The 22,568-nt window shown below is 67.3% G+C and carries 22 protein-coding genes; 15 read left to right on the top strand and 7 right to left on the bottom strand.

Features of this window, described 5'->3' with window-relative positions; all coding sequences use genetic code 11:
• Positions 1-8 precede the first annotated feature (8 nt).
• Together KF707C_RS18755 and KF707C_RS18750 are read left to right on the top strand one after the other, a co-directional pair.
• On the top strand, positions 9-686 hold the full coding sequence (locus KF707C_RS18755; protein ID WP_003454799.1) for a response regulator: 678 nt from the start codon (positions 9-11) through the stop codon (positions 684-686).
• On the top strand, positions 683-2,062 hold the full coding sequence (locus KF707C_RS18750) for an ATP-binding protein (protein ID WP_003454801.1): 1,380 nt from the start codon (positions 683-685) through the stop codon (positions 2,060-2,062). Before KF707C_RS18755 ends, KF707C_RS18750 begins: the two co-directional genes overlap by 4 nt.
• Before the next feature lie 65 nt (positions 2,063-2,127).
• Here KF707C_RS18750 and KF707C_RS18745 read toward each other — a convergent pair whose 3' ends face one another.
• The gene (locus tag KF707C_RS18745) at positions 2,128-3,126 is read right to left on the bottom strand and encodes an AraC family transcriptional regulator (protein WP_003454803.1); all 999 of its coding nucleotides are present in this window, start codon (positions 3,124-3,126) and stop codon (positions 2,128-2,130) included.
• A 329-nt stretch (positions 3,127-3,455) separates the two neighbouring features.
• Here KF707C_RS18745 and KF707C_RS18740 point away from each other — a divergent pair, with 329 nt between their 5' ends.
• Both KF707C_RS18740 and KF707C_RS18735 read left to right on the top strand, forming a co-directional pair.
• Positions 3,456-4,757: a dicarboxylate/amino acid:cation symporter gene (locus tag KF707C_RS18740; RefSeq protein ID WP_003454823.1), complete on the top strand. Its 1,302-nt coding sequence runs from the start codon at positions 3,456-3,458 to the stop codon at positions 4,755-4,757.
• Positions 4,758-5,066: 309 nt separating this feature from the next.
• Entirely contained in the window at positions 5,067-6,248 is a 1,182-nt protein-coding gene (locus KF707C_RS18735; protein ID WP_003454825.1) for a CaiB/BaiF CoA transferase family protein, read from the top strand.
• Positions 6,249-6,341: 93 nt separating this feature from the next.
• Here KF707C_RS18735 and KF707C_RS18730 read toward each other — a convergent pair whose 3' ends face one another.
• Positions 6,342-7,403, bottom strand: a complete 1,062-nt coding sequence (locus KF707C_RS18730; RefSeq protein WP_003454827.1) for an SMP-30/gluconolactonase/LRE family protein — start codon at positions 7,401-7,403, stop codon at positions 6,342-6,344.
• Positions 7,404-7,815: 412 nt separating this feature from the next.
• On the opposite strand from KF707C_RS18730, the gene dapA reads away from it, so the two are divergent.
• The 6 genes from dapA to KF707C_RS18700 all read left to right on the top strand — a co-directional run bounded on the left by dapA (position 7,816) and on the right by KF707C_RS18700 (position 13,015).
• Complete coding sequence (dapA, locus tag KF707C_RS18725) at positions 7,816-8,670, top strand: 4-hydroxy-tetrahydrodipicolinate synthase (RefSeq protein ID WP_003454828.1); 855 nt, start codon at positions 7,816-7,818, stop codon at positions 8,668-8,670.
• 108 nt (positions 8,671-8,778) lie between these two features.
• Complete coding sequence (gene rnd, locus KF707C_RS18720; protein WP_003454830.1) at positions 8,779-9,894, top strand: ribonuclease D; 1,116 nt, start codon at positions 8,779-8,781, stop codon at positions 9,892-9,894.
• A 56-nt stretch (positions 9,895-9,950) separates the two neighbouring features.
• The gene (locus KF707C_RS18715; protein ID WP_003454834.1) at positions 9,951-10,244 is read left to right on the top strand and encodes a YcgL domain-containing protein; all 294 of its coding nucleotides are present in this window, start codon (positions 9,951-9,953) and stop codon (positions 10,242-10,244) included.
• The gene (locus tag KF707C_RS18710) at positions 10,244-11,173 is read left to right on the top strand and encodes a D-2-hydroxyacid dehydrogenase (protein WP_003454837.1); all 930 of its coding nucleotides are present in this window, start codon (positions 10,244-10,246) and stop codon (positions 11,171-11,173) included. The genes KF707C_RS18715 and KF707C_RS18710 overlap by 1 nt, the downstream gene beginning before the upstream one ends.
• A 93-nt stretch (positions 11,174-11,266) precedes the next feature.
• The gene (locus tag KF707C_RS18705) at positions 11,267-11,716 is read left to right on the top strand and encodes a YcgN family cysteine cluster protein (RefSeq protein ID WP_003454839.1); all 450 of its coding nucleotides are present in this window, start codon (positions 11,267-11,269) and stop codon (positions 11,714-11,716) included.
• Positions 11,717-11,791: 75 nt separating this feature from the next.
• Entirely contained in the window at positions 11,792-13,015 is a 1,224-nt protein-coding gene (locus KF707C_RS18700) for a M61 metallopeptidase family protein (RefSeq protein WP_003454841.1), read from the top strand.
• A gap of 149 nt (positions 13,016-13,164) precedes the next feature.
• Here KF707C_RS18700 and KF707C_RS18695 read toward each other — a convergent pair whose 3' ends face one another.
• A complete protein-coding gene (locus tag KF707C_RS18695) occupies positions 13,165-13,860 on the bottom strand; it encodes a type 1 glutamine amidotransferase domain-containing protein (RefSeq protein WP_003454843.1) in 696 nt (231 codons plus the stop codon).
• A 213-nt stretch (positions 13,861-14,073) separates the two neighbouring features.
• Here KF707C_RS18695 and KF707C_RS18690 point away from each other — a divergent pair, with 213 nt between their 5' ends.
• A complete protein-coding gene (locus tag KF707C_RS18690; RefSeq protein WP_003454846.1) occupies positions 14,074-14,403 on the top strand; it encodes an alginate lyase family protein in 330 nt (109 codons plus the stop codon).
• Here KF707C_RS18690 and KF707C_RS18685 read toward each other — a convergent pair whose 3' ends face one another.
• Entirely contained in the window at positions 14,404-16,446 is a 2,043-nt protein-coding gene (locus tag KF707C_RS18685; protein ID WP_085986673.1) for a S9 family peptidase, read from the bottom strand.
• A 97-nt stretch (positions 16,447-16,543) separates the two neighbouring features.
• Here KF707C_RS18685 and KF707C_RS18680 point away from each other — a divergent pair, with 97 nt between their 5' ends.
• The 4 genes from KF707C_RS18680 (at position 16,544) to KF707C_RS18665 (ending at position 19,566) form a co-directional block, all read left to right on the top strand.
• Complete coding sequence (locus KF707C_RS18680; RefSeq protein ID WP_003454855.1) at positions 16,544-17,023, top strand: hypothetical protein; 480 nt, start codon at positions 16,544-16,546, stop codon at positions 17,021-17,023.
• 112 nt (positions 17,024-17,135) lie between these two features.
• A complete protein-coding gene (locus KF707C_RS18675) occupies positions 17,136-17,909 on the top strand; it encodes a class II glutamine amidotransferase (RefSeq protein WP_003454857.1) in 774 nt (257 codons plus the stop codon).
• A 17-nt stretch (positions 17,910-17,926) separates the two neighbouring features.
• Positions 17,927-18,451, top strand: coding sequence for a DUF2937 family protein (locus KF707C_RS18670; protein WP_003454859.1), 525 nt, complete (start codon positions 17,927-17,929; stop codon positions 18,449-18,451).
• Between the two features lie 86 nt (positions 18,452-18,537).
• The gene (locus KF707C_RS18665) at positions 18,538-19,566 is read left to right on the top strand and encodes a sterol desaturase family protein (protein WP_003454860.1); all 1,029 of its coding nucleotides are present in this window, start codon (positions 18,538-18,540) and stop codon (positions 19,564-19,566) included.
• A 307-nt stretch (positions 19,567-19,873) separates the two neighbouring features.
• Here the strand turns inward: KF707C_RS18665 and KF707C_RS18660 are convergent, their stop codons facing one another.
• The 3 genes from KF707C_RS18660 to KF707C_RS18650 all read right to left on the bottom strand — a co-directional run bounded on the left by KF707C_RS18660 (position 19,874) and on the right by KF707C_RS18650 (position 22,403).
• Positions 19,874-21,052 carry a vWA domain-containing protein gene (locus KF707C_RS18660; protein WP_003454861.1) on the bottom strand — a complete coding sequence of 393 codons (1,179 nt, stop codon included), beginning with the start codon at positions 21,050-21,052 and terminating at the stop codon, positions 19,874-19,876.
• A 29-nt stretch (positions 21,053-21,081) separates the two neighbouring features.
• Complete coding sequence (locus KF707C_RS18655; protein ID WP_003454862.1) at positions 21,082-21,477, bottom strand: GFA family protein; 396 nt, start codon at positions 21,475-21,477, stop codon at positions 21,082-21,084.
• Between the two features lie 80 nt (positions 21,478-21,557).
• Entirely contained in the window at positions 21,558-22,403 is an 846-nt protein-coding gene (locus tag KF707C_RS18650) for an AAA family ATPase (RefSeq protein WP_003454863.1), read from the bottom strand.
• Positions 22,404-22,568 lie beyond the last annotated feature (165 nt).

Genomic DNA, 22,568 nt, shown 5'->3' with positions numbered 1-22,568 from the left:
AACAGCCCATGAAACTGCTGGTGGTGGAAGACGAGGCGCTGCTGCGCCACCATCTCTACACCCGCCTGGGCGAGCAGGGGCACGTGGTGGACGCCGTGCCTGACGCCGAGGAAGCCCTCTACCGCGCCGCCGAATACCACCATGACCTGGCGATGATCGACCTGGGGCTCCCCGGGATCAGCGGCCTGGACCTGATCCGCCAACTGCGCAGCCAGGGCAAGACCTTCCCCATCCTCATCCTCACCGCCCGGGGCAACTGGCAGGACAAGGTGGAAGGCCTGGCTGCCGGTGCCGATGACTATGTGGTGAAACCCTTCCAGTTCGAGGAGCTGGAGGCCCGCCTCAACGCCCTGTTGCGGCGTTCTTCCGGTTTCGTCCAGGCCACCATCGAGGCCGGCCCGCTGCTGCTGGACATCAATCGCAAGCAGGCCCAGCTGAACGGCGAGACGGTGCCGCTGACGGCCTACGAGTACCGCATCCTCGAATACCTCATGCGGCATCACCAGCAGGTGGTGGCCAAGGAGCGGCTGATGGAGCAGCTCTACCCGAATGACGAGGAGCGCGACCCCAATGTGATCGAGGTGCTGGTGGGCCGCCTGCGTCGCAAGCTGGATAACGGCAAGGGCTTCAAGCCCATCGACACCGTGCGCGGCCAGGGCTACCTGTTCACCGAGCGCTGCCGATGAGCCTGGGCTTCAAGCGCCTGCTTCGGTTCCTCGGCGCTTCCCTGCGCCTGCGCCTTATGCTGGGCGCCGCCGCCATGGCCGCGCTGTTCATGCTGGCGCTGCTGCCGGCCCTGCGCGGGGCCTTCGTGATTACCCTGGAACAGTCCATCCAGCAGCGCCTGGCGGCCGATGCCAGCGCGCTGATTGCCGCCGCGCGGGTGGAGGGCGGCCACCTGGAAATGCCCGACAAGCTGCCGAACGAGGAATTCGACAATCTGGAGGCCAGCCAGCTCGGCTACATCTTCGACAGCGATGGCAACCTGGTCTGGCAGTCCCGGTCTTCCCGTGACGAGGCGCTCCACTACCGCCCGCGCTACGACGGCCAGGGCCACGAGTTTCTCCGGGCCACCGACTCCGGCGGCCACGAATACTTCGTCTACGACGTGGAGGTGGACCTGCTGCGGGGCCAGAAAGCCGCCTTCAGTGTGGTCACCATGCAGCCGGTCAGCGACTACCGGACGTTGTACGACAGCTTCATGCGCCAGCTCTACCTGGGGCTTGGCGTGGCCCTGGCGGTGCTGCTGGCTTTGCTCTGGTTCGGCCTGACCTGGGGTTTTCGCAGCCTGCGGGAGCTCTCCGCCGAACTGGACCAGGTGGAGGCCGGCAGCCGTGGACGCCTCAGCGACGATCATCCCCGTGAACTGCTGCGCCTGACCCGGTCCCTCAACCGCTTGCTCGACAGCGAGCGGCGCCAGCGCGAGCGCTACCGTCACTCCCTGGACGACCTGGCCCATAGCCTGAAGACCCCGCTGTCGGTGCTCCAGGGCGTGAGCGAAACCATCGCCGCACGCCCGGAGGACCGGGAACAGGCCCGGGTGTTGCAGACCCAGATCGAGCGCATGAGCCAGCAGATCGGCTACCAGTTGCAGCGCGCCTCGCTGCGCAAGAGCGGCCTGGTGCGCCATCAGGTGCCGCTCGCGCCGCTGCTGGACACCCTCTGCGATGCCCTGGACAAGGTCTATCGGGAAAAGCGGGTGCGAGTGGAGCGCGACTTCGACCCCGGATTGACGCTGCCCATGGAGCAGGGCGCGGCCCTGGAGATGCTGGGCAACCTGCTGGAAAACGCCTACCGCCTGAGCCTCGGCCATATCCGCGTCAGCGGCCGGGCGGCCAGCGGCACCTGCGAGCTGCGGGTGGAGGACGACGGGCCGGGCGTGCCGGTGGACCAGCGCGAACGCATCCTCAAGCGTGGCGAGCGGCTCGATGCCCAGCATCCGGGGCAAGGCATCGGCACTGCGGTGGTGAAGGACATCATCGAAAGCTACGACGGCGAGCTCTTTCTCGACGATTCCCCGTTGGGGGGCGCCGAATTCAGGATGCGCTTCCCGCTGCCCTGAGGTTCGGTGAAGCGTGCCCCACCCTTGAACGCCGGCAGGCCTGATGCCCGATCGACCGGGACTTGTCAGGCTTCTTGCGCGCGGTAGGCGCCGGGCGTCAGCCCCGTCCACTTCTTGAAGGCGCGATGAAAGGCCGAGGGCTCGGAGAAGCCCAGCTGCTCCGCCAGGTCCTGGATGGACAGCTCGTCCCGACCCAGGTGGTAGATGGCCAGGTCCCGACGCAGATGGTCCTTGAGTTCCTGGAAGCTCGTGCCTTCCTCCCGCAGGTGCCGGCGCAGGGTCTGCGGACTGGTATGGAGCTGATGGGCCACCGCTTCCAGGTCCGGCCAGAGTCGGCAGTCGCGGCCCAGCAGGCGTCGGATCTGGCTGATCAGGCTATCGCCGCCGTCGGGGCGGGCCAGCAGGTCAGCCGGGGAGTGCAGGAGGAACTGCTTGAGGGTGCGCTCGTCCTGCAGCAGCGGCATGGCCAGGTAGCGGGCATGGAAGCGCAGGCAGGTGCGTGTCGCGCCGAAGACCCGAGGATTGGGAAAGAGCAGTTCGTACTCTGCCGAGTGGGCCGGCTCCGCATAGTGGAAGCGGGCCTCTTCCAGGCGGATGCGCTGGCCGATGAGCCAGCTTCCGAGCCGATGCCAGATCACCAGCAGGCTTTCCACCAGGAAGTGGTCCGGGTCCCAGAGCGGCGAGTCGTCCACCGTGAGCACGGCGAAGTCGCCGTCCCGCTCCAGCTGGATGCGAGGGGCGTCGGGAAAGAGCCCGTAGAACAGGGTGCCCCGGAGCAGGGCTTTCTCCAGGCTGCGGCAATGGATGATGGCGTGGCACATCATGGCGAAGGTGCCGCGCTTGCTGCGTTGCAGGCCAAAGCCCATGTACTCGTCGTCCAGCGCCTCCCAGAGCACCTGGACGAGCCGTGCGAACTGCTCGGGGGCGATGCGCGCCCGGGGCTCCTCCAGCAGCGCGGGCTGGATGCCGGCGATGCGCAGCAGCGGGGCGCAATCCAGGCCTCGACGCTCGGCGCCCCGCAGGGCGGCGCGAACGAAATGGCTGGCGATGGTGCGCTCGCGCATGGCTGGGAAATCCGTGTTGGGGAGACCGATGGTAGGGCGTGCCTGGCCGGCCCCACAAGGGCGAGGATGGCGGAAATCCCCCTTGGCACCTGGCGGATATCCGCCTGGAACAGTGGCTTCGCCTGCCTGGGTTAATTGTTAAGTTATTGAAAATAAAGGATTTATTCTAATTCAAAGAGTTGGCACAGCGGCTGCTATGGAGACAGTGCCGTCCATTCGACTGGACCGCACAACAACAAAAGTCTCCTGGTGAGGGAGATACGTCGATCACGGTGACGCCAGGCCTTCGGAAGGAAACGGGTCGGGATCACTTGATAAGGAACACTGCCATGTCCCGCCAACCGTTCTACAAGAGCCTGTACGTCCAGGTCATCGTCGCCATCGCCGTCGGCATCCTGCTGGGGCACTTCTATCCGGAGACCGGCGTCGCGCTCAAACCCCTGGGTGACGGCTTCGTCAAACTCATCAAGATGGCCATCGCGCCCATCATCTTCTGCACCGTGGTCAGCGGCATCGCCGGCATGCAGGACATGAAATCGGTGGGCAAGACCGGCGGCTACGCGCTGCTGTACTTCGAGATCGTCTCCACCATCGCCCTGATCATCGGCCTGGTGGTGGTCAATGTCGTCCAGCCGGGCGTCGGCATGCACATCGACCCGACCACCCTGGACACCAAGGGCATCGCCGCCTTCGCCACCGCCGGCGAGCAGCAGAGCACCATCGGCTTCCTGCTCAATGTGATCCCCTCCACCGTGGTGGGCGCCTTCGCCAACGGCGACATCCTCCAGGTGCTGTTCTTCTCGGTGATCTTCGCCTTCGCCCTGCAGCGCATGGGTGACTACGGCAAGCCGGTGCTGGAGTTCATCGACCGCATCGCCCACGTGATGTTCGGCATCATCAACATGATCATGAAGGTCGCCCCCATCGGTGCCTTCGGTGCCATGGCCTTCACCATCGGCCAGTACGGCGTGGGCTCCCTGGTGCAGCTCGGCCAACTGATGCTGTGCTTCTACATCACCTGCCTGTTCTTCATCCTGGTGGTCCTGGGCGGCATCTGCCGCGCCCACGGCTTCAGCGTCGTGCGCCTGATCCGCTATATCCGCGAAGAACTGCTGATCGTCCTGGGCACTTCCTCGTCCGAATCCGCCCTGCCGCGCATGCTGAAGAAAATGGAACAGCTGGGCGCGCAGAAATCCGTGGTCGGCCTGGTGATCCCCACCGGTTACTCCTTCAACCTGGACGGCACCTCCATCTACCTGACCATGGCGGCCGTGTTCATCGCCCAGGCCACCGACACCCCGATGGACATCACCCACCAGCTCACCCTGCTGGCCGTGCTGCTGGTCGCCTCCAAGGGCGCCGCCGGCGTCACCGGTTCGGGCTTCATCGTCCTGGCCGCCACCCTGTCCGCCGTGGGCCACCTGCCGGTAGCCGGCCTGGCGCTGATCCTGGGTATCGACCGCTTCATGTCCGAGGCCCGCGCCCTGACCAACCTGATCGGCAATGGCGTCGCCACCCTCGTCGTCGCCAAGTGGTGCAAGCAACTGGACGAGGACACCCTGCAGCGTGAGCTGGCGTCGGGCGGCAAGCGCCTCGAAGAGCCGGTCGCCGCTCCGCAGGCCACCGCATGATCGACTAGCACCGCAGCGTTCTCCTCCTGGCGAGGAGCGTTCCTCAAACCCGGCCCCCGAAGCCGGGTTTTTTTTGCCCGCGAAATGGCCGGCGAGGCCGGCGGGTGACGCCGGCCAATGGCCTGAACGATTGGGTCAATGGGCCCTGAGCGCCGGGGTCATTGAGGTGGGCCGGGGCCGGCGCCTAACCTGCGGCACGACCCGGGCCCCCGGATATGCCGTGCCGGTCGAGCGCGCGCCGGGACGGGTTGTCTCATGCCGACGCGCGCAAAATGTTCACACTGTAGGGGCACGACTCAAGGAGCTGCCATGAAAGGCCCATTGTCCTCGCTGAAGATCCTCGACTTCTCCACCTTGCTGCCCGGTCCCTTCGCCTCGCTGCTGCTGGCCGACATGGGCGCTGAGGTGCTGCGGGTGGAGTCGCCCACCCGGATGGACCTGGTGCGCCTGCTGCCGCCCCACGATGGGGGCCAGTCCACCAGCCACGCCTACCTGAACCGCAACAAGCGCAGCATCGCGCTGGACCTGAAGCGGCCGGAGGCGGTGGAAATCGTCGGGCGGCTGGTGAAGGAGTACGACATCGTCCTGGAGCAGTTCCGCCCCGGCGTGATGGAGCGATTGGGGCTGGGTTACGAGGCCTTGAAGGCCATCAATCCCCGGCTGATCTACCTGTCCATCACCGGTTACGGCCAGACCGGCCCCTACCGCGACCGCGCCGGCCATGACATCAACTACCTGGCCCTTTCCGGCATCGCCAGCTACACCGGGCGCCGTGACAGCGGGCCGCTGCCGCTCGGCGTGCAACTGGCGGATATCGCCGGTGGCTCGCTGCACGGGGTGATGGGGCTGCTGGCGGCGGTGATCCATCGCCAGGCGACGGGGGAGGGGCAACAGGTGGACGTGAGCATGACCGACTGCGCCTTCGCCCTGCACGGCATGGCTGGTGCCGGCTACCTGGGAGCCGGGGTGGAGCCGGACATGGAGAACCAGGCGCTGAACGGTGGCAGCTTCTACGACTACTACCGCACCCGCGATGGCCGCTGGTTCTCGGTGGGCAGCCTGGAACCGCAGTTCATGGAACCCTTCTGCGCCGCCATCTGCCGTCCCGAGCTGGCGGCCAAGGGGCTGTCGCCGAACGCGGAAGACCAGCGGGCGCTGAAACGGGCCATCGAGATCGAGTTCGAGAAGCGCGACTTCGCCGAATGGCAGGCGCTGTTCGCCGGCCTGGACGCCTGCGTCGAGCCCATGCTGCCGCTCTCGGAGGCGGTGGAACACCCGCAGATTCGCGCCCGGGGCCTGGTGCAGGAGGTGCCCCGCGAAGGGCAGGCGCCGCAGCGGCAGATCGCCTGCCCGATCAAGTTCTCCGCCGGCCTGCCGCCGCCTCGCCATGCCGGTGGCGCCCTGGGCAGCCATACGATGGAGGTGCTCAGGGAACTGGGCCTGGACGAGGCCGCGATTGCCGCGTTGAAGTCCGCTCGGGTAGTGGGCTGAGCTGGGGGGATTTCAGGGAGTGAGCGGGTTGATCGGTGAAAGGACGCGCGGCAGCCCCTCCGTGGGTGGAGGGCTGCCGCGCGTACCGGCGTCTCAGTGGAGCGTCAGCTTGCCGATGCGGTCGTTGTCCAGGCTGCCGAAGTACAGGCTGTCGCCCACCGGTTTCACCGAGGTGACCATGCGCAGGTGGGTGCCGCTGGTGTCGTGCAGGCTGCGGATGATCTCGCCGTTCTCGTTCAGCTGGATCGCCAGCCCATAAGGCACCGGCTTGGGCCAGAACAGGCGCGGCAGCTTGGCCAGCTGCGCTTTCACCCAGGGCAGGGTGTGCAGCAGGTCGGCGTCGGCCTTGCGCGGGGAGGGCAGGGCGACCCAGAAGCTGCCCTGGCGATCGCCCTGCAGGTTGTCCGGCAGGCCCGGCAGGTTGTCGATGAACACCTCATGGGTGCCGGCTTTCTCGCCGCTCAGCCAGTAGCGGGTGATGCGGTAGCGGTAGGTCTCGTTCACCAGGACGAAGTCTTCCTTGGCCGACAGCGCCACGCCGTTGGCGAAATAGAGGTCCTTGAGCAGCACCTCGGTCTTGCCGCTGGCCGGGTCGTAGCGCAGCAGGCGGCCGTGGGGGCGGGCTTCCAGCAGGTCCAGCAGGTAGTCGGGCTGTTCGAACCGGCTCGAGGCATCGGTGAAGTAGATGCGGCCATCGCGGGCGATGTCCAGGTCGTCGGTGAAGCGGAAGGGCACGCCATCGGCTTCGGTGGCGAGCACGCTGATCCGGCCCTGCGGGTCGATCTTCAGCAGGCCCTTGTAGGCATCGGCAAGGATCAGGTTGCCGGCGGCGTCGAAGTCCATGCCCAGGGGGCGGCCGCCGGTCTCGGCGAAGGTCTGCACCTGGCCATCGGCGCCGATGCGCACCACACGGCCGTCATGCAGGCCGGCATAGACGCGGCCCTGGGCATCGACGGCGGTGTCTTCCGGCCCATGCACCTGTCCCTGGGCGATGAGTTCGGCCTTCATCAGGGTGTCGTTGGGCTCCATCACGCCGATCATCGTGGGCGCCTTCGGGGCTTCCCAGGCCAGTGGATCGATGGGGGAAGGGGTGACGGCGAGGTAGACCGCCAGGGCGGCGATCAGCAGGGCGACCAGGCCCAGCAGCTTCTTCATCTTCTAGATTCCCTGTGTGAGGTGATGGCCGGACGAGCGCGTCCGGCGCGGGCTTTTTAGCAGCCGTTCAGGCACCGCGCCAGGGATGGGTGTCAGATTGTCATGCAGGCCGTGGTTGACAGCCCCCCGGCGGCTTGCGCAGTATCCGGACTCGTTTCGCCTGCCACCGAGCCATTCCATGCCCGCCATCGCCTTCATCGCCGCTTTCGCCCTGGCCCTCCCGGCCCAGGCGTCGGCCCATGGCGTTGCCGCGGGTAAATCGAAGAAACAGCCGCTCATTTGATCGGGGCGCGCTGTCCCGTCAGATGGGCTGACAGGACAGTGGACGCGAACCCGGGTCGATCCCCCCTCGAACACTCCCTCCCTGCATCCCTCCGACGGCGACACTGACGGTCAGCCAAGGAGTTCTGCAATGCCTGTGTTTTCCGGTATCTGGGTTGCCCTGGTAACCCCCTTCAACGACGGAGCCGTCGATTTTCCCGCCCTGCGCCACCTGGCACGCCACCTGCTGGATGAGGGCGCCGCCGGGCTGGTGGTCTGCGGCACCACCGGCGAGGCCGCCGCGCTGTCCAAGGCCGAGCAACTGGCGGTGCTCGACGCGCTGCTCGAGGACATCCCCGGCGAGCGCCTGGTGATGGGCCTGGCCGGCAACAACCTGGCGGAGCTGCTGGCCTTCCAGGCCGAGGTGCAGCGCCGCCCCGTCGCCGGCCTGTTGGTGCCCGCTCCTTATTACATCCGGCCGTCCCAGGCGGGCCTGCTGGCCTGGTTCGAAACCATTGCCGACGCCGCCAGCGTGCCGGTGATCCTCTACGACATTCCCTACCGCACCGGCGTTCGCCTGGAGCTGGAAACCCTGCGGCGACTGGCGCGCCACCCGCGCATCCGGGCCATCAAGGACTGCGGCGGCAATGCCGAGGTGACCCAGGCGCTGATCGCCGACGGCCAACTGGACGTGCTGACCGGCGAGGACAACCAGATCCTCAGCACCCTCTGCCTGGGCGGCAGCGGCGCCATTTCGGCGGCTTCGCATATCCGCACCCGCGACTTCGCAGCGCTGGTGGAACGGGTGACCGCCGGGGACCTGGAGGCGGCGCGGGCGATCTTCCGATCGCTGCAGCCCTTGTTGCGCCTGGCCTTCGCCGAGCCCAACCCGGCGCCGGTGAAGACCCTGCTGGCGATGCGGGGGCTGATCCGCGACGAACTGCGCGCCCCCATGCTGCCCAGCTCGGAAGCCCTGCGCGAGCGCCTGCGCACCGAGCTCGCCTAGGCGTCGCCCCGCCCCGGACGTCGGCCGTCACGGGGCGGGAGCGCGGGAAGGCGCGATGCCCGGGTCCCGCCCGTATATACTGCGCGCCACTGATTCAAGGAGAGCCCTGTGGCCATCGACATTATCTGGATCCGCGACGACGCCGCGCTGGCTCGACACTGCACCGAATGGCGGCGCCTGCCCTTCGTAGCCCTGGACACCGAGTTCATGCGGGTCGACACCTTCTACCCCAAGGCCGGCCTGGTGCAGGTGGGGGATGGTGAGCGTGCCTTCGTCATCGACCCGCTGCTGATCGGTGACTGGACGCCCTTCGCCGAGCTGTTGGAGGATCGTGCCGTGCTCAAGGTCCTGCACGCGTGCAGCGAGGACCTGGAAGTCTTCCAGCGCCTGACCGGCGCGCTGCCCCAGCCGCTGCTGGACACCCAGCTGGCCGCAGGCTACCTGGGCATCGGCTACTCCATGGGCTATTCGCGTCTGGTGCAGGCAGTGCTCGGCATCGAGCTGCCCAAGGACGAGACCCGTTCCGACTGGCTGCAGCGACCCTTGACCGAGATGCAGGTGCGTTATGCCGCCGAGGACGTGCAGCACCTGGCGGAACTCTATGTCGCCCTGGAGTCGCGGCTGACCGAACCGAAACGCGCCTGGGTGCTGGAAGACGGCGCCGAAATGGTCGCCAACCTGCGTCGTGAGGTGCTGCCGGACGAGCTCTACCGCGAGGCCAAGCTGGGCTGGAAACTCACCCGTAACCAACTGGCCGTGCTGCGGGTGCTCTACGCCTGGCGCGAGACCGAGGCCCGCCTGCGTGACCAGCCGCGCAACCGCATCCTTCGGGAGCACAGCCTGTGGCCCCTGGCGCGATTCCAGCCGGACAACCTGGTGTCCCTGGCGCGAATCGACGACATGCACCCCCGCACCGTGCGCCAGGACGGCAATACCCTGCTTAACTTGATCCGCGAGGCCGCCGCCACGCCGCCGGAGAGCTGGCCCGAGGCGCTGCCCGATCCCCTGCCGCCGGAGGCCGCGCCGCTGTTGAAGCAGCTCCGTGCCATCGGCCAGGCCGAAGCCGAGCGCCTGGGCATGGCGCCCGAGCTGATGCTGCGCAAGAAGCACCTGGAAGCCCTGCTGAAAAGCGGCTTCCCCAACGGCCCCTACAGCCTGCCCGACGGCCTGCGTGGCTGGCGCCGCGAGCTGATGGGCCAGGCCCTGCTGGACGCCCTGGCCTGAGTGCCGAAGAACCACCCGCCGCGCCCATTGGCGCGGCACGCCCCACGAGTCCGACCATGAAACGTATCTGCTCCATCTACAAAAGCCTGCGCAAGAACGAGATGTACCTCTACGTCGACAAGCGCGAGGCCCTGTCTCGCGTGCCCGAGGCCCTGCTGGGCGCCTTCGGTCCGGCGCAGCACAGCTTCGACCTGGTGCTCACGCCCGAGCGCAAGCTGGCTCGGGAAGACATCGGGAAAGTCCTGGAGAACATCGAGAAGCAGGGCTTCCACCTGCAGATGCCGCCGGGGGAGGAGGAGTACATCGAGCACCTGCCGGAAGAGCTGTTGCGGATGAACGACCCCATCTGATGAACATCCTGATCGCGGAAGAGGAGTTCGCCCTCTACAGCGACCTGCTGCGCAGCCAGCCCGGTCTGCAACTGCATGGCGGCGCCGACGCGGCGGCGCTGCGGGAGGCTGCGGCGGTATGCCCGATCTGGCTTGGCGAACCGGTGATCATGGCGGAACTGCTGCGCCAGGGATGCAAGCCCGCGTGGATGCAGTCCACCTGGGCGGGCATCACCCCGCTGCTGGCCGCCGACCTGCCCCATGACTACCCCTTGACCCGCGCCGTGGGCATCTTCGGCCAGGTCATGGCCGAGTACGTGCTCACCTACCTGCTGGCCCATCAGCGCCGCCTGCTGGAGCGGGTCGCGGCCCAGGCCGAGCGGCGCTGGGACAACCGCCTGCCCCACAGCCTGGCGGGCAAGCGGGTGCTGGTGGTGGGCGCCGGGGATATCGGCCAGAGCGTGGCGGGCTTCCTCGATCCCTTCGGTGTCGAACTCCACGGCATCGCCCGCGCGCCCCGGCCGCTGGAGCCCTTCGAGCGGGTATTCGGCATGGAGTGCCTGGCCGAACAGATGGCCTGGGCGGATTGCGTGGTCAACCTGCTGCCGGATACGCCGGCCACCCGCGATGTCTATGACGCTGCACTGTTCGCCTGCATGCGCCCGACGGCGCTGTTCATCAATGCCGGGCGCGGCGTGGCGGTGGTGGACCAGGACCTGGTGGCGGCGCTCGCGGCCGGACAACTGGCCGGCGCGGTGATCGACGTCTGCCGGGAAGAGCCGCTGCCGGCCTGGCACCCCTTCTGGAGCGCCCCCAACCTGCTGGTCACCGGCCACAGTTCGGCGCCGACGCTGCCCAGCGCCATGGTTGCGCTGTTCCTCGACAACCTCGAACGCTATCGCAGCGGCAAGCCCTTGCGGGGCTGGGTGAGTTTCGAGCGGGGCTACTGAGTCCGCCCCCGTGTCCTCCGGCGGTCAGCTATGCTTGGCCAGTACCCCCGACCCGACTAGACTACGCGCCCCCGAACCAGCCCCTCATACACCATGGCCGCCAAAGTCGAACCCTTCTGGAAGCGCAAGACCCTCGATCAGCTCGATCAGGAGGAATGGGAATCCCTCTGCGATGGCTGCGGCCTCTGCTGCCTGCAGAAACTCGAGGACGAGGACGACGGCGCCGTCTACTACACGCGCATCGCCTGCAAGCTGCTGGACCTCAAGACCTGCCGTTGCACCGACTACGCCAACCGCCGCCAGTTCGTCGCCGACTGCATCCAGCTCACGCCGGCGCAGGCCGACGAGTTCCGCTGGCTGCCGCCCACCTGCGGCTATCGCCTGGTGGCCGAGGGCAAGGACCTGCCGCCCTGGCACCACCTCGTCTGCAACGACCCGGAAGCGGTACACAAGGCGGGCATCTCCCAGTCCGGCCGCATGCTCAGCGAGAACAGCGTGGCCGAGGACGACTGGGAGGATTACCTGATTTTTCGCGCGGGATGAGACGGCTCCGGGATCAAAACGCCGTCTGATCGAGTCTCAGGGACTGACCCCGCCCCACCAAGGAAGCCACCATCCATGTTCGCCCGTCCCCCGCTGCTGCTGTCTGCCCTCCTGCTGACCCTGAGCGCCCCGCTATGGGCCGCCAAGCGGGTCGATCTCGACTATCGGGTGCGTTTCCTGCCCGAGAGCGACCAGGCCGAGGTCAGCCTGGTGCTGGAGAAGGGCGACAGCGTCCGCAGCCTGCGCTTCAACCTGGGCGACAAGGGCTACTACAGCGACTTCGAGTCCAGCGGTGGCTGGAACCAGGACGACCCCGGCCACGGCACCTGGGTGCCGGGCGAGGGCAAGGCCAGCCTGACCTACAGGGTGCGCATCAGCCATCCGCGTGGGGACGGCCGTTTCGATGCCCGCATGACCCCGGACTGGGCCCTGTTGCGGGGGGACGACCTGGTGCCCGCAGCGACCCTCGACATGGTGGATGGCACCGAGCTGGTATCGCGTCTGGAGTTCGAGCTGCCCAAGGACTGGAAGTCGGTGGAGACCGGCTGGACCCGGGTCGGCAAGAATCGCTTCCGCATCGACAACCCCGAGCGCCTGTTCGATCGCCCCACCGGCTGGATCATCGCCGGCAAGCTGGGCAGCCGCCGCGCCACCCTGGGTAACACCGACATTACCGTCAGCGCGCCGGTGGGCGAGCAGATGCGGCGCATGGATATCCTCACCCTGATGACCTACATCTGGCCCTATGCCCGCGAAGTCTTCCCCCGCGAGCCGGGCAAGCTGCTCATCGTCGGGGCCAACGACCCCATGTGGCGGGGCGGGTTGTCCGGCCCCAACTCCCTCTTCATGCATTCGGCGCGCCCGCTGGTCAGCGAGAACGGCACCAGTTCGCTGGTCCATGAGCTGGTCCATGTGCTCAGTCGCATCGACGACACCGATCGCAGCGACTGGATCACCGAAGGCGTCGCCGAGTACTACGCCATCGAGCTGTTGCGACGCTCCGGTGGCCTGGGCGACGACCGCTACGAGTCCGTCCGCAAGCATCTGCGCCAGTGGAGCCGCAAGGTGGACAGCCTGCGTGGCGAGCACGCCACCGGCCCGGTGACCGCCCGCGCCGTCCTGCTGATGCAGGACCTGGACAAGGAAATCCGCCTGCGCACCGACGGCAAGCACTCCATGGACGACGTCACCCGCGCCCTGATGCGCCTGGACAAGGCCAGCACCCGGGATTTCATCGAGATCAGCGAAAACCTCATGGGCGGCGCCTCGGACGTGCTGGACAGCAAGCTCCTGCGCTGAGGGCCCACGCCGCCCGCGCAATTTCGTAGGAGCCGGCTTGCCGGCGAATGGCGCGGAGGTGTTCGCCGCCAAGCCCGCCCTGGCGCGGCGCGGGCCGTTCCTGGGGGCGCCATGCGCAGCGCCCGCGACGCCCAGCCTGCAGGCCTCCGCTACAACTCGTCGCGCCGTCCGCTCAGCAGGTCCAGCAGTGCCGCCGCCGTGGGTTCCGAGGAGGCCGGGTTCTGTCCGGTGATCAGGTTGCCGTCCGCCACCACGTGCGGCTGCCAGTCCGCCACTTTCGAGTAATGCCCGCCCCGGGCCTGCAGCTCGTCTTCCAGCAGGAAGGGCACCACTTCGGCCAGACCCACGGCGGTTTCCTCGGAATTGGAGAAGCCGGTCACCGCATTGCCCTGCACCAGGGGCGCGCCGTCGGGGGCCCTGGCGTTGAGCAGCACCGCCGGTGCGTGGCACACCGCGCCCACGGGTTTGCCGGCGGCATACAGCGATTCGATCAGCACGATGGAGTGGAGGTCGTCCACCAGGTCCCAGAGCGGGCCATGGCCGCCGGGGTAGAACACCGCGTCGTAGTCGGCGGGCGCGAGGCTCGCCAGCATCTGGGTGTTGGCCAGCGCGCGGCGGGCTTCATCGTCCTCGCGGAAGCGGCGGGTGGCCTCGGTCTGGGCCTCGGGGTCGTCGCTCTTCGGGTCCAGGGGCGGCTGGCCGCCCTTGGGCGAGGCCAGCACCACCTCGGCGCCGGCGTCGCGGAAGGCGAAGTAGGGCGCGGCGAACTCCTCCAGCCAGAAGCCGGTCTTCTTGCCGGTAGTGCCCAGTTGGTCATGGGAGGTCAGTACCATCAGGATCTTCATAAGGCTCTCCTAGCGGACTCGGTGGCGATTGCCATGGCACCGGCGCAGGATGGCGCCAGGCGCGTTACAAGGCTGAGATCGCCGCGCTGTGCTTTGGGTTCGGGTAGAGGAAGTCTAGTCCGGGCTCCGCCGATCGCCGGTATCCCGTCCGGTTGCGCAGGGTCCCTTGTCGCGGGGCGTAGACTGTAAAATCCCAGGCGCAGGAGCAGGCACATGAATCGATCGCTTTTCCCCACGCTGCTGGCGCTCGCTCTGGTGGCCGGCGGCGCGCTCGCGCAGGGCTCGCCGCCCTTGCTCCGAGCCCCACTGCAGGCGCCGGCCGGTTCTCCCGGCACCTCGACGCCACAACCCTACCCCCAGGTGACGCCGCGAGCCGTCACCCGCCCGGCACCCCAGAGCGGCAGCCCGCAGATGATGCGGCGCCCGGACCAGGAGCAGCGCCTGCGCGAATCCCTGGAGCGGCGCGATCAGCCGATCCCGTCCCTGGAGCGGCAACTGGAACGCAACAGCCGGGGGCTCGGCACCGGTACCGGCAACCCCTGATCAGGACTGGGCCAGCCCCAGCACCTTGAGCAGGAAGGCGTACTCCAGGGCCACGTCCCGCAGGGCCTGGTAGCGGCCGCTCATGCCGCCGTGGCCGGCTTCCAGGTCGGTCTTGAGCAGCAGGGGGTTGTGGTCGGTCTTGAGCGCGCGCAGGCGCGCGACCCACTTGGCGGCTTCCCAGTACTGCACGCGGCTGTCGTTGTAGCCGGCCACCACCAGCATGGCCGGGTAGGCCCGGGCCTGGACGTTCTCGTAGGGCGCGTAGGCCTTGATGCGCTGGAATACCTCGGGGTCGTTCGGATCGCCCCACTCGTCGTACTCGGTGACGGTCAGCGGCAGGTCCGGGTTCAGCATGGTGTTCAGCACATCGACGAAGGGCACCTCGGCAATGGCCGCGGCGAAGAGCTCGGGCCGTAGGTTGAGCACCGCGCCCATCAGCAGGCCGCCAGCGCTGCCACCGCTGATCGCCAGTTGCGCGGAGGTGGTGTAGCCCTCGGCGATCAGGCGTTCGGCACAGGCGATGAAGTCGCCGAAGCTGTTGGTCTTGTGTTCCAGCTTGCCGGCGCGGTACCAGGCTTCGCCCAGTTCGCCGCCGCCGCGCACATGGGCGATGGCGAAGACGAAACCGCGCTCCAGCAGGCTCAGGCGGGCGTGGGAGAACCAGGGGTCGAGGCTCTCGCCGTAGGCACCGTAGCCATAGAGGTAGAGCGGGGCGGGGCGGCCCAGGGTTTCGCGACGGGCCACCAGGCTGATGGGGACCTGGGTGCCGTCCGCGGCCGTCGCCCAGAGGCGCTGGCTCACGTAGTCGTCGGCGTCGAAGGGGCCTTCCACCGGGGTTTCCTTGAGCACCTGCTGTTCGCCGCTGGCCAGGGTCAGCTGGCGTATCTGCGCCGGCCGGTTCAGGGCCTCGTAGCGCAGGCGGATCACCGGGCTGTCGAACTCCAGGCTGTCCTGCACGTAGAGGCTGTAGGCGGCGTCCGGCAGTTGCAGTGGGTAGGGGGCGCCGCCGGCCGGGTGGACCTCGATGATGGGCAGGCCGCCTTCCCGCAGGCTGAGGGCGAAACCGCCCGCATTGAGGCTGGCGCCCTCCAGCATCCGTGCCGGGTCATGGGCGATCAGCTCGCGCCAGTGCTCGCGACCCGGAGCCGCGTCACTGGCCTGGAACAGGGCGAAGTTGATGCCGCTCTGGTTGCTGCGGATCAGCCAGGTCCACTGGCCGTCGAGCTGGCCGTGGTCGGGGTAGTACTCATGACCCTCCTCGCGGGCGGCGAGGCAGGTCCAGGCGCCGCTCGGGGCGTCGGCGTCCAGCACCCAGGCTTCGCAGGTGGTCTTGCTGTTCAGCAGCAGGACCAGCTGGCGCTCGGAACTGGTGCGGTAGCAGTGCAGGAAGAATCGGCCGTCCTCTTCCTCGAACACCCGCTCCGCGCCGGGCTCGCCCAGGCGGTGGCGGTTCAGGCGGAAGGGGCGATGGGTGTCGTCCAGTTCGCCGAAGAACAGCGTGGCGCTGTCGTTGGCCCAGGTCATGCTGCCGTCGCAGTCCTCGAAGGGCAGGGCGCTGATATCGCCGCTGGCCAGGTCTTTGACGAACAGCCGGTAGATCTCGTCGCCGCTGGTGTCGAGGCTGTAGGCCAGGCGCTGGTGGTCGGGGCTGACACTGAAGGCGCCGATGGAGAGGAAACCGCCTGCGGCCAGTTCGTTGGGGTCCAGCAGCAACTGCTCCCCGGCTTCGTCCAGCGTCAGGGAACCATCCGCCGGACGCGGGCAGCGGTAATGGCGTGGGTATTCGTCACCGGCGGTGGTGCGCTGATAGTAGAGCCAGGGGCCCCAGGGCACCGGCAGGGACAGGTCAGTCTCGCGGATGCGGCCCTTGATTTCCTGGAACAGCGCCTCGCGCAGGTCCTTCTGGTCGGCCATCTGGGCCTCCAGCCAGGCGTTTTCCGCCTCCAGGTGAGCGATCACCTCGGGCGCGTCGCGCTCCTCCAGCCAGCGGTAAGGGTCGTTGCCGGGGGCGATGCGGGCGATGGGGGCATGGGGCATGGGCAGTCTCGAAAGGAGGGCGTGGGTGACGACGGCAGGAGCGCCGGATGCGAGAAAAGGGTTTATCATAAGCGCCCTTTTGCCAGCCTCGCCACGGACGCCAATGACTGAAAACGACTACCTGCTCGCCTGGGCCGCCTACGGTGTCGCCGCACTGGGCTGCCTGCTGGTGTGGTTCCGCCTGACCGGCTGGATGTGGCGTTGGTTGCGCGAGCCATTGCGGGTGCTGGTGGCGGTGCTGCTGCTGACCCCGACCATCGTCGATCCGGCCAAGGACCTGTTCGCCCCGGCCATCGCCATCACCGCCCTCGACCTGATGTTCAAGGTCGGCAACAACGCCTGGAAGGCGGCGCTGGACCTGACCATGTACACCATCATCGCCTTCGGCCTGTACCTGGCGTTCGCCGGTATCCGCTGGCCCATCGAGCGCAGGATCAAGGCTCGCCGCGCCGCCGACGAGGACGCCCGGCAGGCGGAGGGGGAGCCCACCCTGCGCGAGGTGATTCAGGGCCGCGCCGACGAGGCGGACAGTCGTTACGACGCGAACGGCGATCGCCGGCTGCGCATCGAACCCCGCCTCTGACTCCCCAGGCCTTGCAGCCTCGGCCCGTCGCGTTCAGCATGGGCCTCCCGGCCGGGTATGCCCCGGCCGGCCCCGATTTCTACACGAACTCCCTGACGCCTGAGTCCTGACCATGTGCGAACTGCTCGGCATGAGCGCCAACGTCCCCACGGATATCGTTTTCAGCTTCACCGGGCTGATGCAGCGCGGTGGCGGCACCGGACCGCACCGTGATGGCTGGGGCATCGGCTTCTACGAGGGCCGCGGCCTGCGCCTGTTCCAGGACCCGGCCGCGAGCATCGAGTCCGAGGTGGCGCGGCTGGTGCAGCGCTACCCCATCAAGAGCGAGACGGTGATAGGGCACATCCGCCAGGCCAACGTCGGCAAGGTCTGTCTCTCCAATACCCACCCTTTCGTGCGTGAGCTCTGGGGCCGCAACTGGTGCTTCGCCCACAATGGCCAGTTGGCGGACTTCCAGCCGCCGCGCGGGTTCTACGCCCCGGTGGGCGATACCGACAGCGAGGCGGCCTTCTGCGATCTGCTGAACCGGGTGCGCGGGGCTTTCCCCGAGCCCGTGATGGCGGAAATCCTTCTGCCGGTGCTGATCCAGGCCTGCTTCGAGTACCGCCGCAAGGGCGTCTTCAACTGCCTGCTGAGCGATGGCGACTGGCTCTTCAGCTTCTGCTCCAGCAAGCTCGCCCATATCACCCGCCGTGCTCCCTTCGGCCCGGCAAGCCTGAAGGATGCCGACCTCACCGTCGACTTCCAGGCGGAAACCACGCCCAACGACGTGGTCACCGTGATCGCCACCGAGCCGCTTACCGACAACGAGACCTGGAACCTCTTCCGGCCCGGCGAGTGGATCCTCTGGCGACGGGGCGAGATCGTCACCCAGGGCCGTACATGACCCCAGGAGCACAGGGAATGTTGCGAAGCTACCTGCGTCTGATCCTCTTCACCTTCGGCCTGCTGGCCGGTATCCAGGTTCCCGGTTTCATCGAGGACTATGCCCAGCGCGTGGACGCCCACCGGGCCGAGGCGGAGCAGGGACTGTCCGGCTTCCGCGAAACCGCCCAGCGCTTCTTCAAGGGTGACCTGGTGGCCCTGGTCGCCCATTACCGTGCCAGTACCGACCCGGTGATGCGCAGCGACGCTGACAGCATCGCCCACCTGGTGGCCCGCGCCGAGCTGATGCAGCGCGAGTGGCAGGCCATGCAGGGCACCTGGTACCGGCGCGCCTGGCATGTGCTGGCGCTGGCCGATCCCGGGCTGCGCCAGGAAACCCTGGCCGGCTATGGCTACCAGGTGCTGCTCAAGCCGGAGGCCATCGCCTGGGGCCTGTCCTGCGGACTCCTGCTGGCCTGGCTGGTTGAAAGCGTCGTGCTGCTGATCGGCGCCGCCGCCGGCGTGGGGCGCAGCCGCAAGGTGCAGCAGCGGCACCGGCTCTGACTCCCCGGGGCGGGTTAAGGAAGCACTCGCAAGCGATTCCCATTTGGCTTTAAACTCGGCGCCTTTCTGACAGGGGCCTGCCATTCGTGGGTGTTCTCGACTTCCTTCATGAGCGCCTGGGCGAATGGGCGATCACGCCGATCGTTCAGCAGTTCGCCGGCATCTTCGACTTCAACGGCCGCTTCGGCGTGCTGTTCCTGTCCATTTCCTACCTCGCGGCCTATGGCCTCTACCGTTTCAGGCGGCATCGCGGCCTGACCGACGCCGGCTCGTTCTGGCAGTTCGTCGGCGGCGGACAGGTGCATTTCCACCCCTCGGCCTGGCTGGATTACCGCTACTACTTCGTGCGCGCCATCCTCAAGGTCGCCCTGGTGGTTCCCATCGTCGGCCTGGTCGATCCCTACGTGCTGCGTTCCGGTGACTACATCGCCTTCTTCACCCGGCTCTGGGGCGCGCGCCCGCAGCTGGGGGAAACCCTGGGCCTGTCGCTGGCCTTCGGGCTCGGCGTATTCCTGGTCAAGGATTTCGTGCACTACTGGGCGCACCGGGCGTTCCACTCCCGCTGGCTCTGGGCCTTCCACAAGGTTCACCACTCCGCACCGGTGCTGGTGCCCGCCACGGCGAGTCGTGTCCATTTCGTCGAGAAGATCATCAGCAAGCTGGCGGTCACCGCCTGCGTCGGGCTGTATGCCGGGGCGTTCTGGTACCTCTGCGGCGGCGAGATCAGCCGCTACACCCTGTTCGGCGTCACCTACCTGGTGTTCATCTTCAACGGCCTTGCCGCCAACCTGCGCCACAGCCATGTCTGGCTGTCGTTCGGACCGGTGGTGGAGCACCTGATCAACAGCCCGGCCCAGCACCAGATCCACCACAGCGACGCGCCACGGCACTTCAACAGGAACTTCGGCACCAACCTGTCCCTCTGGGACTGGATGTTCGGCACCCTCTACGTCACCACCTCGACGCCCGAGGACATCCGCTTCGGCATTCGCGGGCTGGACCAGGGACGCTACCTGACCCTCTACAGCCTGATCGTCACGCCCTTCGTGGAAACGGCCTGCAAGCTGGCACGCCTTCGGCGCGGCGCCGGACTGCCGCTCACCCGGAAATCCTAGGAGCCGGCTTGCCGGCGAATGACGCGGATGGGTTCGCGAGCAAGCTCGCTCCTACGCGGGCGCGATTGTAGGAGCCGGCTTGCCGGCGAATGACGCGGATGGGTTCGCGAGCAAGCTCGCTCCTACGCGGGCGCGATTGTGGGAGCCGGCTTGCCGGCGAATGACGCGGACGGGTTCGCGAGCAAGCTCGCTCCTACGGGGTACGTGCGGGCCTGGCGTCGTAGGAGCCGGCTTGCCGGCGAATCGCGCAACCCCGTTCGCGAGCGAGCTCCTGCAGGGGGAGGCGATGCCCTGTTACGGAGCGGGGCTACTTCGACAGGAACCGCATCCCGTCCTCCAGCCCCTGCAGGGTCAGGGGGAACATCTGGTCGTTGACCAGCTCCCGCACCAGGCCGGTGGAGGCGGTGTAGTTCCAGGTGTCCTTGGGGTAGGGGTTGATCCAGATGAGCTTCTTGTACTTCTCCATGAAACGCTTCATCCAGACGTAGCCGGGCTCCTCGTTCCAGTGCTCGACGCTGCCGCCGGCCTGGGTGATCTCGTAGGGGGCCATGGCGGCGTCGCCGACGAACACCACCTTGTAGTCCGGGCCGTACTTGTGCAGCAGGTCCTGGGTGGAGGTGCGCTCGGAGGTGCGGCGCAGGTTGTTCTTCCACACCGACTCGTAGACGAAGTTGTGGAAGTAGAAGTACTCCAGGTGCTTGAACTCGGTCTTGCAGGCGGAGAACAGCTCTTCGCAGACCTTCACGTGGGCGTCCATGGAGCCGCCGATATCCAGCAGCAGCAGGAGCTTCACGGTGTTGCGCCGCTCGGGGCGCATCTGGATGTTGAGCAGGCCGGCATCGCGGGCGGTGTGGTCGATGGTGCCGTCCAGGTCGAGCTCTTCCGCCGCGCCTTCGCGGGCGAACTTGCGCAGGCGGCGCAGGGCGACCTTGATGTTGCGGGTGCCGAGTTCCACCTGGTCGTCGAGGTTCTTGTACTCGCGCTGGTCCCAGACCTTGACCGCCTTGCCCTGGCGCTTGCCGGCATCGCCCACGCGGATGCCCTCGGGATTGAAACCGCCGGAGCCGAAGGGGCTGGTGCCGCCGGTGCCGATCCACTTGTTGCCGCCGGCGTGGCGTTCCTTCTGCTCTTCCAGGCGCTTCTTGAATTCCTCGATGAGCTTGTCCAGGCCGCCGAGGGACTGAATCTGCGCGCGCTCCTCGTCGGTGAGCAGGCGCTCGAATTCCTTGCGCAGCCACTCGTCGGGGATCAGCGCCTCAATGTGCTGGTTGAGGTTTTCCAGGCCCTTGAAGTAGGCGGAGAAGGCCCGGTCGAACTTGTCGAAGTGGCGTTCATCCTTCACCAGCACGGTGCGGGCGAGGAAGTAGAACTCGTCCATGTCGGCGAAGACGACGTTGTGCTTGAGCGCGTTGATCAGGTCCAGCAGTTCGCGGACCGAGACCGGCACCTTGGCGGCGCGCATTTCGTTGAACAGGTTGAGCAGCATGGCTGCACCCTCTTGCTAGCGGTGGGGCCTCAGGAACGGGATTCCTGGGGCAGGCCGTCGGCGATGGCGTACCAGTCGGCCTTGGATTCTGTGTAGATGTGCGTCTGCGGGATCTCGCCCAGGGGCGAGTCCAGTGTGCCCAGGGCCACCGAGACCCACTTGGGGTGCGGGCGGTCGGCGAACCATTGCAGATTGCTGCCGCACTGGCGGCAGAAGGTCCGGGTCACGTGGGGGGAGGAATGGAACGCAGCCACCTGCTCCTGCCCCTGGGTGAAGCGGAAGTGCTCGCGTCGCACGTTGCCGTAACTGGCGAAGGCCGCGCCATGCCCTTTGCGGCACTGGCTGCAATGGCAATGGGTGGCGGATTCGATGGGCGCGTCGATCTGATACTTCACCGCGCCGCACAGGCAACTGCCGTGGTGCATGGATTTGAAATCTCCTGCGTTGGCTGGGCTTCCCTCACCCCCGGCCCCTCTCCCGGAGGGAGAGGGGAGACACGCGGCTTTCAGCGGGACGCGCGGCGCGCCATGAAGGCCAGGCGCTCCAGCAGCATCACGTCCTGCTCGTTCTTCACCAGCGCGCCGGCCAGCGGCGGGATGGCCTTGGACGGGTCGCGCTCGCGCAGGACCGCTTCGCCGATGTTGTCCGCCATCAGCAGCTTCAGCCAGTCCACCAGCTCGCTGGTGGAGGGCTTCTTCTTGAGGCCGGGAACCTTGCGCACGTCGAAGAACACGTCCAGTGCCTCGGCCACCAGTTCGCCGCTGATGTTGGGGTAGTGGACGTCGACGATCTTCTTCAGCGTCTCGCGGTCGGGGAAGGCGATGTAGTGGAAGAAGCAGCGGCGCAGGAAGGCGTCCGGCAGCTCCTTCTCGTTGTTGGAGGTGATGATGATGATCGGGCGCTGCCTGGCCTTGATGGTCTCGTTGGTCTCGTAGACGTAGAACTCCATCTTGTCGAGTTCCTGCAGCAGGTCGTTGGGGAACTCGATGTCGGCCTTGTCGATCTCGTCGATCAGCAGGATCACGCGCTCGTCGGCCTCGAAGGCCTCCCAGAGCTTGCCCTTCTTGATGTAGTTGCGGACGTCGTGGACCTTGTCGGAGTTGAGCTGGGAGTCGCGCAGGCGGCTCACCGCGTCGTACTCGTACAGGCCCTGGTGCGCCTTGGTGGTGGACTTGATGTGCCAGGTGATCAGCTTGGCGCCGAAGGCTTCCGCCAGTTGCTCGGCGAGCATGGTCTTGCCGGTGCCTGGCTCGCCCTTGACCAGCAGCGGGCGCTGCAGGGTGATGGCGGCGTTCACCGCGAGCTTGAGGTCGTCGGTGGCGACGTAGGACTGGGTGCCTTCGAACTTCATCAGGGATTCCTCGACTCGGCGCCGGTTGGCAAACCGCGCGGTTCAGTATTTGGGAAAGGGCTGACTATAACGCGCGCGCAAGTCGACTGTGAACGCAGACGCTTCATTCAGTCACTGAATGGCGGGTCGAGCCGGGACCCGCTCGCCATCCGGCTGGACGCCTCT

The sequence above is a fragment of the Pseudomonas furukawaii genome, assembly GCF_002355475.1.
Taxonomy (GTDB): Bacteria; Pseudomonadota; Gammaproteobacteria; order Pseudomonadales; family Pseudomonadaceae; genus Metapseudomonas; species Metapseudomonas furukawaii.
Note: the sequence above shows the minus strand (reverse complement) of the source record. Positions and strands in the feature narration are given on the sequence as shown.

Excerpts from the sequence above, each read along its gene's own strand:
- KF707C_RS18680 (WP_003454855.1), top strand. The coding sequence starts at position 16,544 with ATGACTGAAAACGACTACCTGCTCGCCTGGGCCGCCTACGGTGTCGCC.
- KF707C_RS18660 (WP_003454861.1), bottom strand. The coding sequence starts at position 21,052 with ATGCTGCTCAACCTGTTCAACGAAATGCGCGCCGCCAAGGTGCCGGTC.
- KF707C_RS18740 (WP_003454823.1), top strand. The coding sequence starts at position 3,456 with ATGTCCCGCCAACCGTTCTACAAGAGCCTGTACGTCCAGGTCATCGTC.
- KF707C_RS18715 (WP_003454834.1), top strand. The coding sequence starts at position 9,951 with ATGAAACGTATCTGCTCCATCTACAAAAGCCTGCGCAAGAACGAGATG.
- KF707C_RS18710 (WP_003454837.1), top strand. The coding sequence starts at position 10,244 with ATGAACATCCTGATCGCGGAAGAGGAGTTCGCCCTCTACAGCGACCTG.
- KF707C_RS18650 (WP_003454863.1), bottom strand. The coding sequence starts at position 22,403 with ATGAAGTTCGAAGGCACCCAGTCCTACGTCGCCACCGACGACCTCAAG.
- KF707C_RS18695 (WP_003454843.1), bottom strand. The coding sequence starts at position 13,860 with ATGAAGATCCTGATGGTACTGACCTCCCATGACCAACTGGGCACTACC.
- KF707C_RS18655 (WP_003454862.1), bottom strand. The coding sequence starts at position 21,477 with ATGCACCACGGCAGTTGCCTGTGCGGCGCGGTGAAGTATCAGATCGAC.
- KF707C_RS18735 (WP_003454825.1), top strand. The coding sequence starts at position 5,067 with ATGAAAGGCCCATTGTCCTCGCTGAAGATCCTCGACTTCTCCACCTTG.
- KF707C_RS18690 (WP_003454846.1), top strand. The coding sequence starts at position 14,074 with ATGAATCGATCGCTTTTCCCCACGCTGCTGGCGCTCGCTCTGGTGGCC.
- KF707C_RS18755 (WP_003454799.1), top strand. The coding sequence starts at position 9 with ATGAAACTGCTGGTGGTGGAAGACGAGGCGCTGCTGCGCCACCATCTC.
- KF707C_RS18700 (WP_003454841.1), top strand. The coding sequence starts at position 11,792 with ATGTTCGCCCGTCCCCCGCTGCTGCTGTCTGCCCTCCTGCTGACCCTG.
- KF707C_RS18730 (WP_003454827.1), bottom strand. The coding sequence starts at position 7,403 with ATGAAGAAGCTGCTGGGCCTGGTCGCCCTGCTGATCGCCGCCCTGGCG.
- KF707C_RS18675 (WP_003454857.1), top strand. The coding sequence starts at position 17,136 with ATGTGCGAACTGCTCGGCATGAGCGCCAACGTCCCCACGGATATCGTT.
- dapA (WP_003454828.1), top strand. The coding sequence starts at position 7,816 with ATGCCTGTGTTTTCCGGTATCTGGGTTGCCCTGGTAACCCCCTTCAAC.
- KF707C_RS18745 (WP_003454803.1), bottom strand. The coding sequence starts at position 3,126 with ATGCGCGAGCGCACCATCGCCAGCCATTTCGTTCGCGCCGCCCTGCGG.
- KF707C_RS18670 (WP_003454859.1), top strand. The coding sequence starts at position 17,927 with ATGTTGCGAAGCTACCTGCGTCTGATCCTCTTCACCTTCGGCCTGCTG.
- KF707C_RS18750 (WP_003454801.1), top strand. The coding sequence starts at position 683 with ATGAGCCTGGGCTTCAAGCGCCTGCTTCGGTTCCTCGGCGCTTCCCTG.
- KF707C_RS18705 (WP_003454839.1), top strand. The coding sequence starts at position 11,267 with ATGGCCGCCAAAGTCGAACCCTTCTGGAAGCGCAAGACCCTCGATCAG.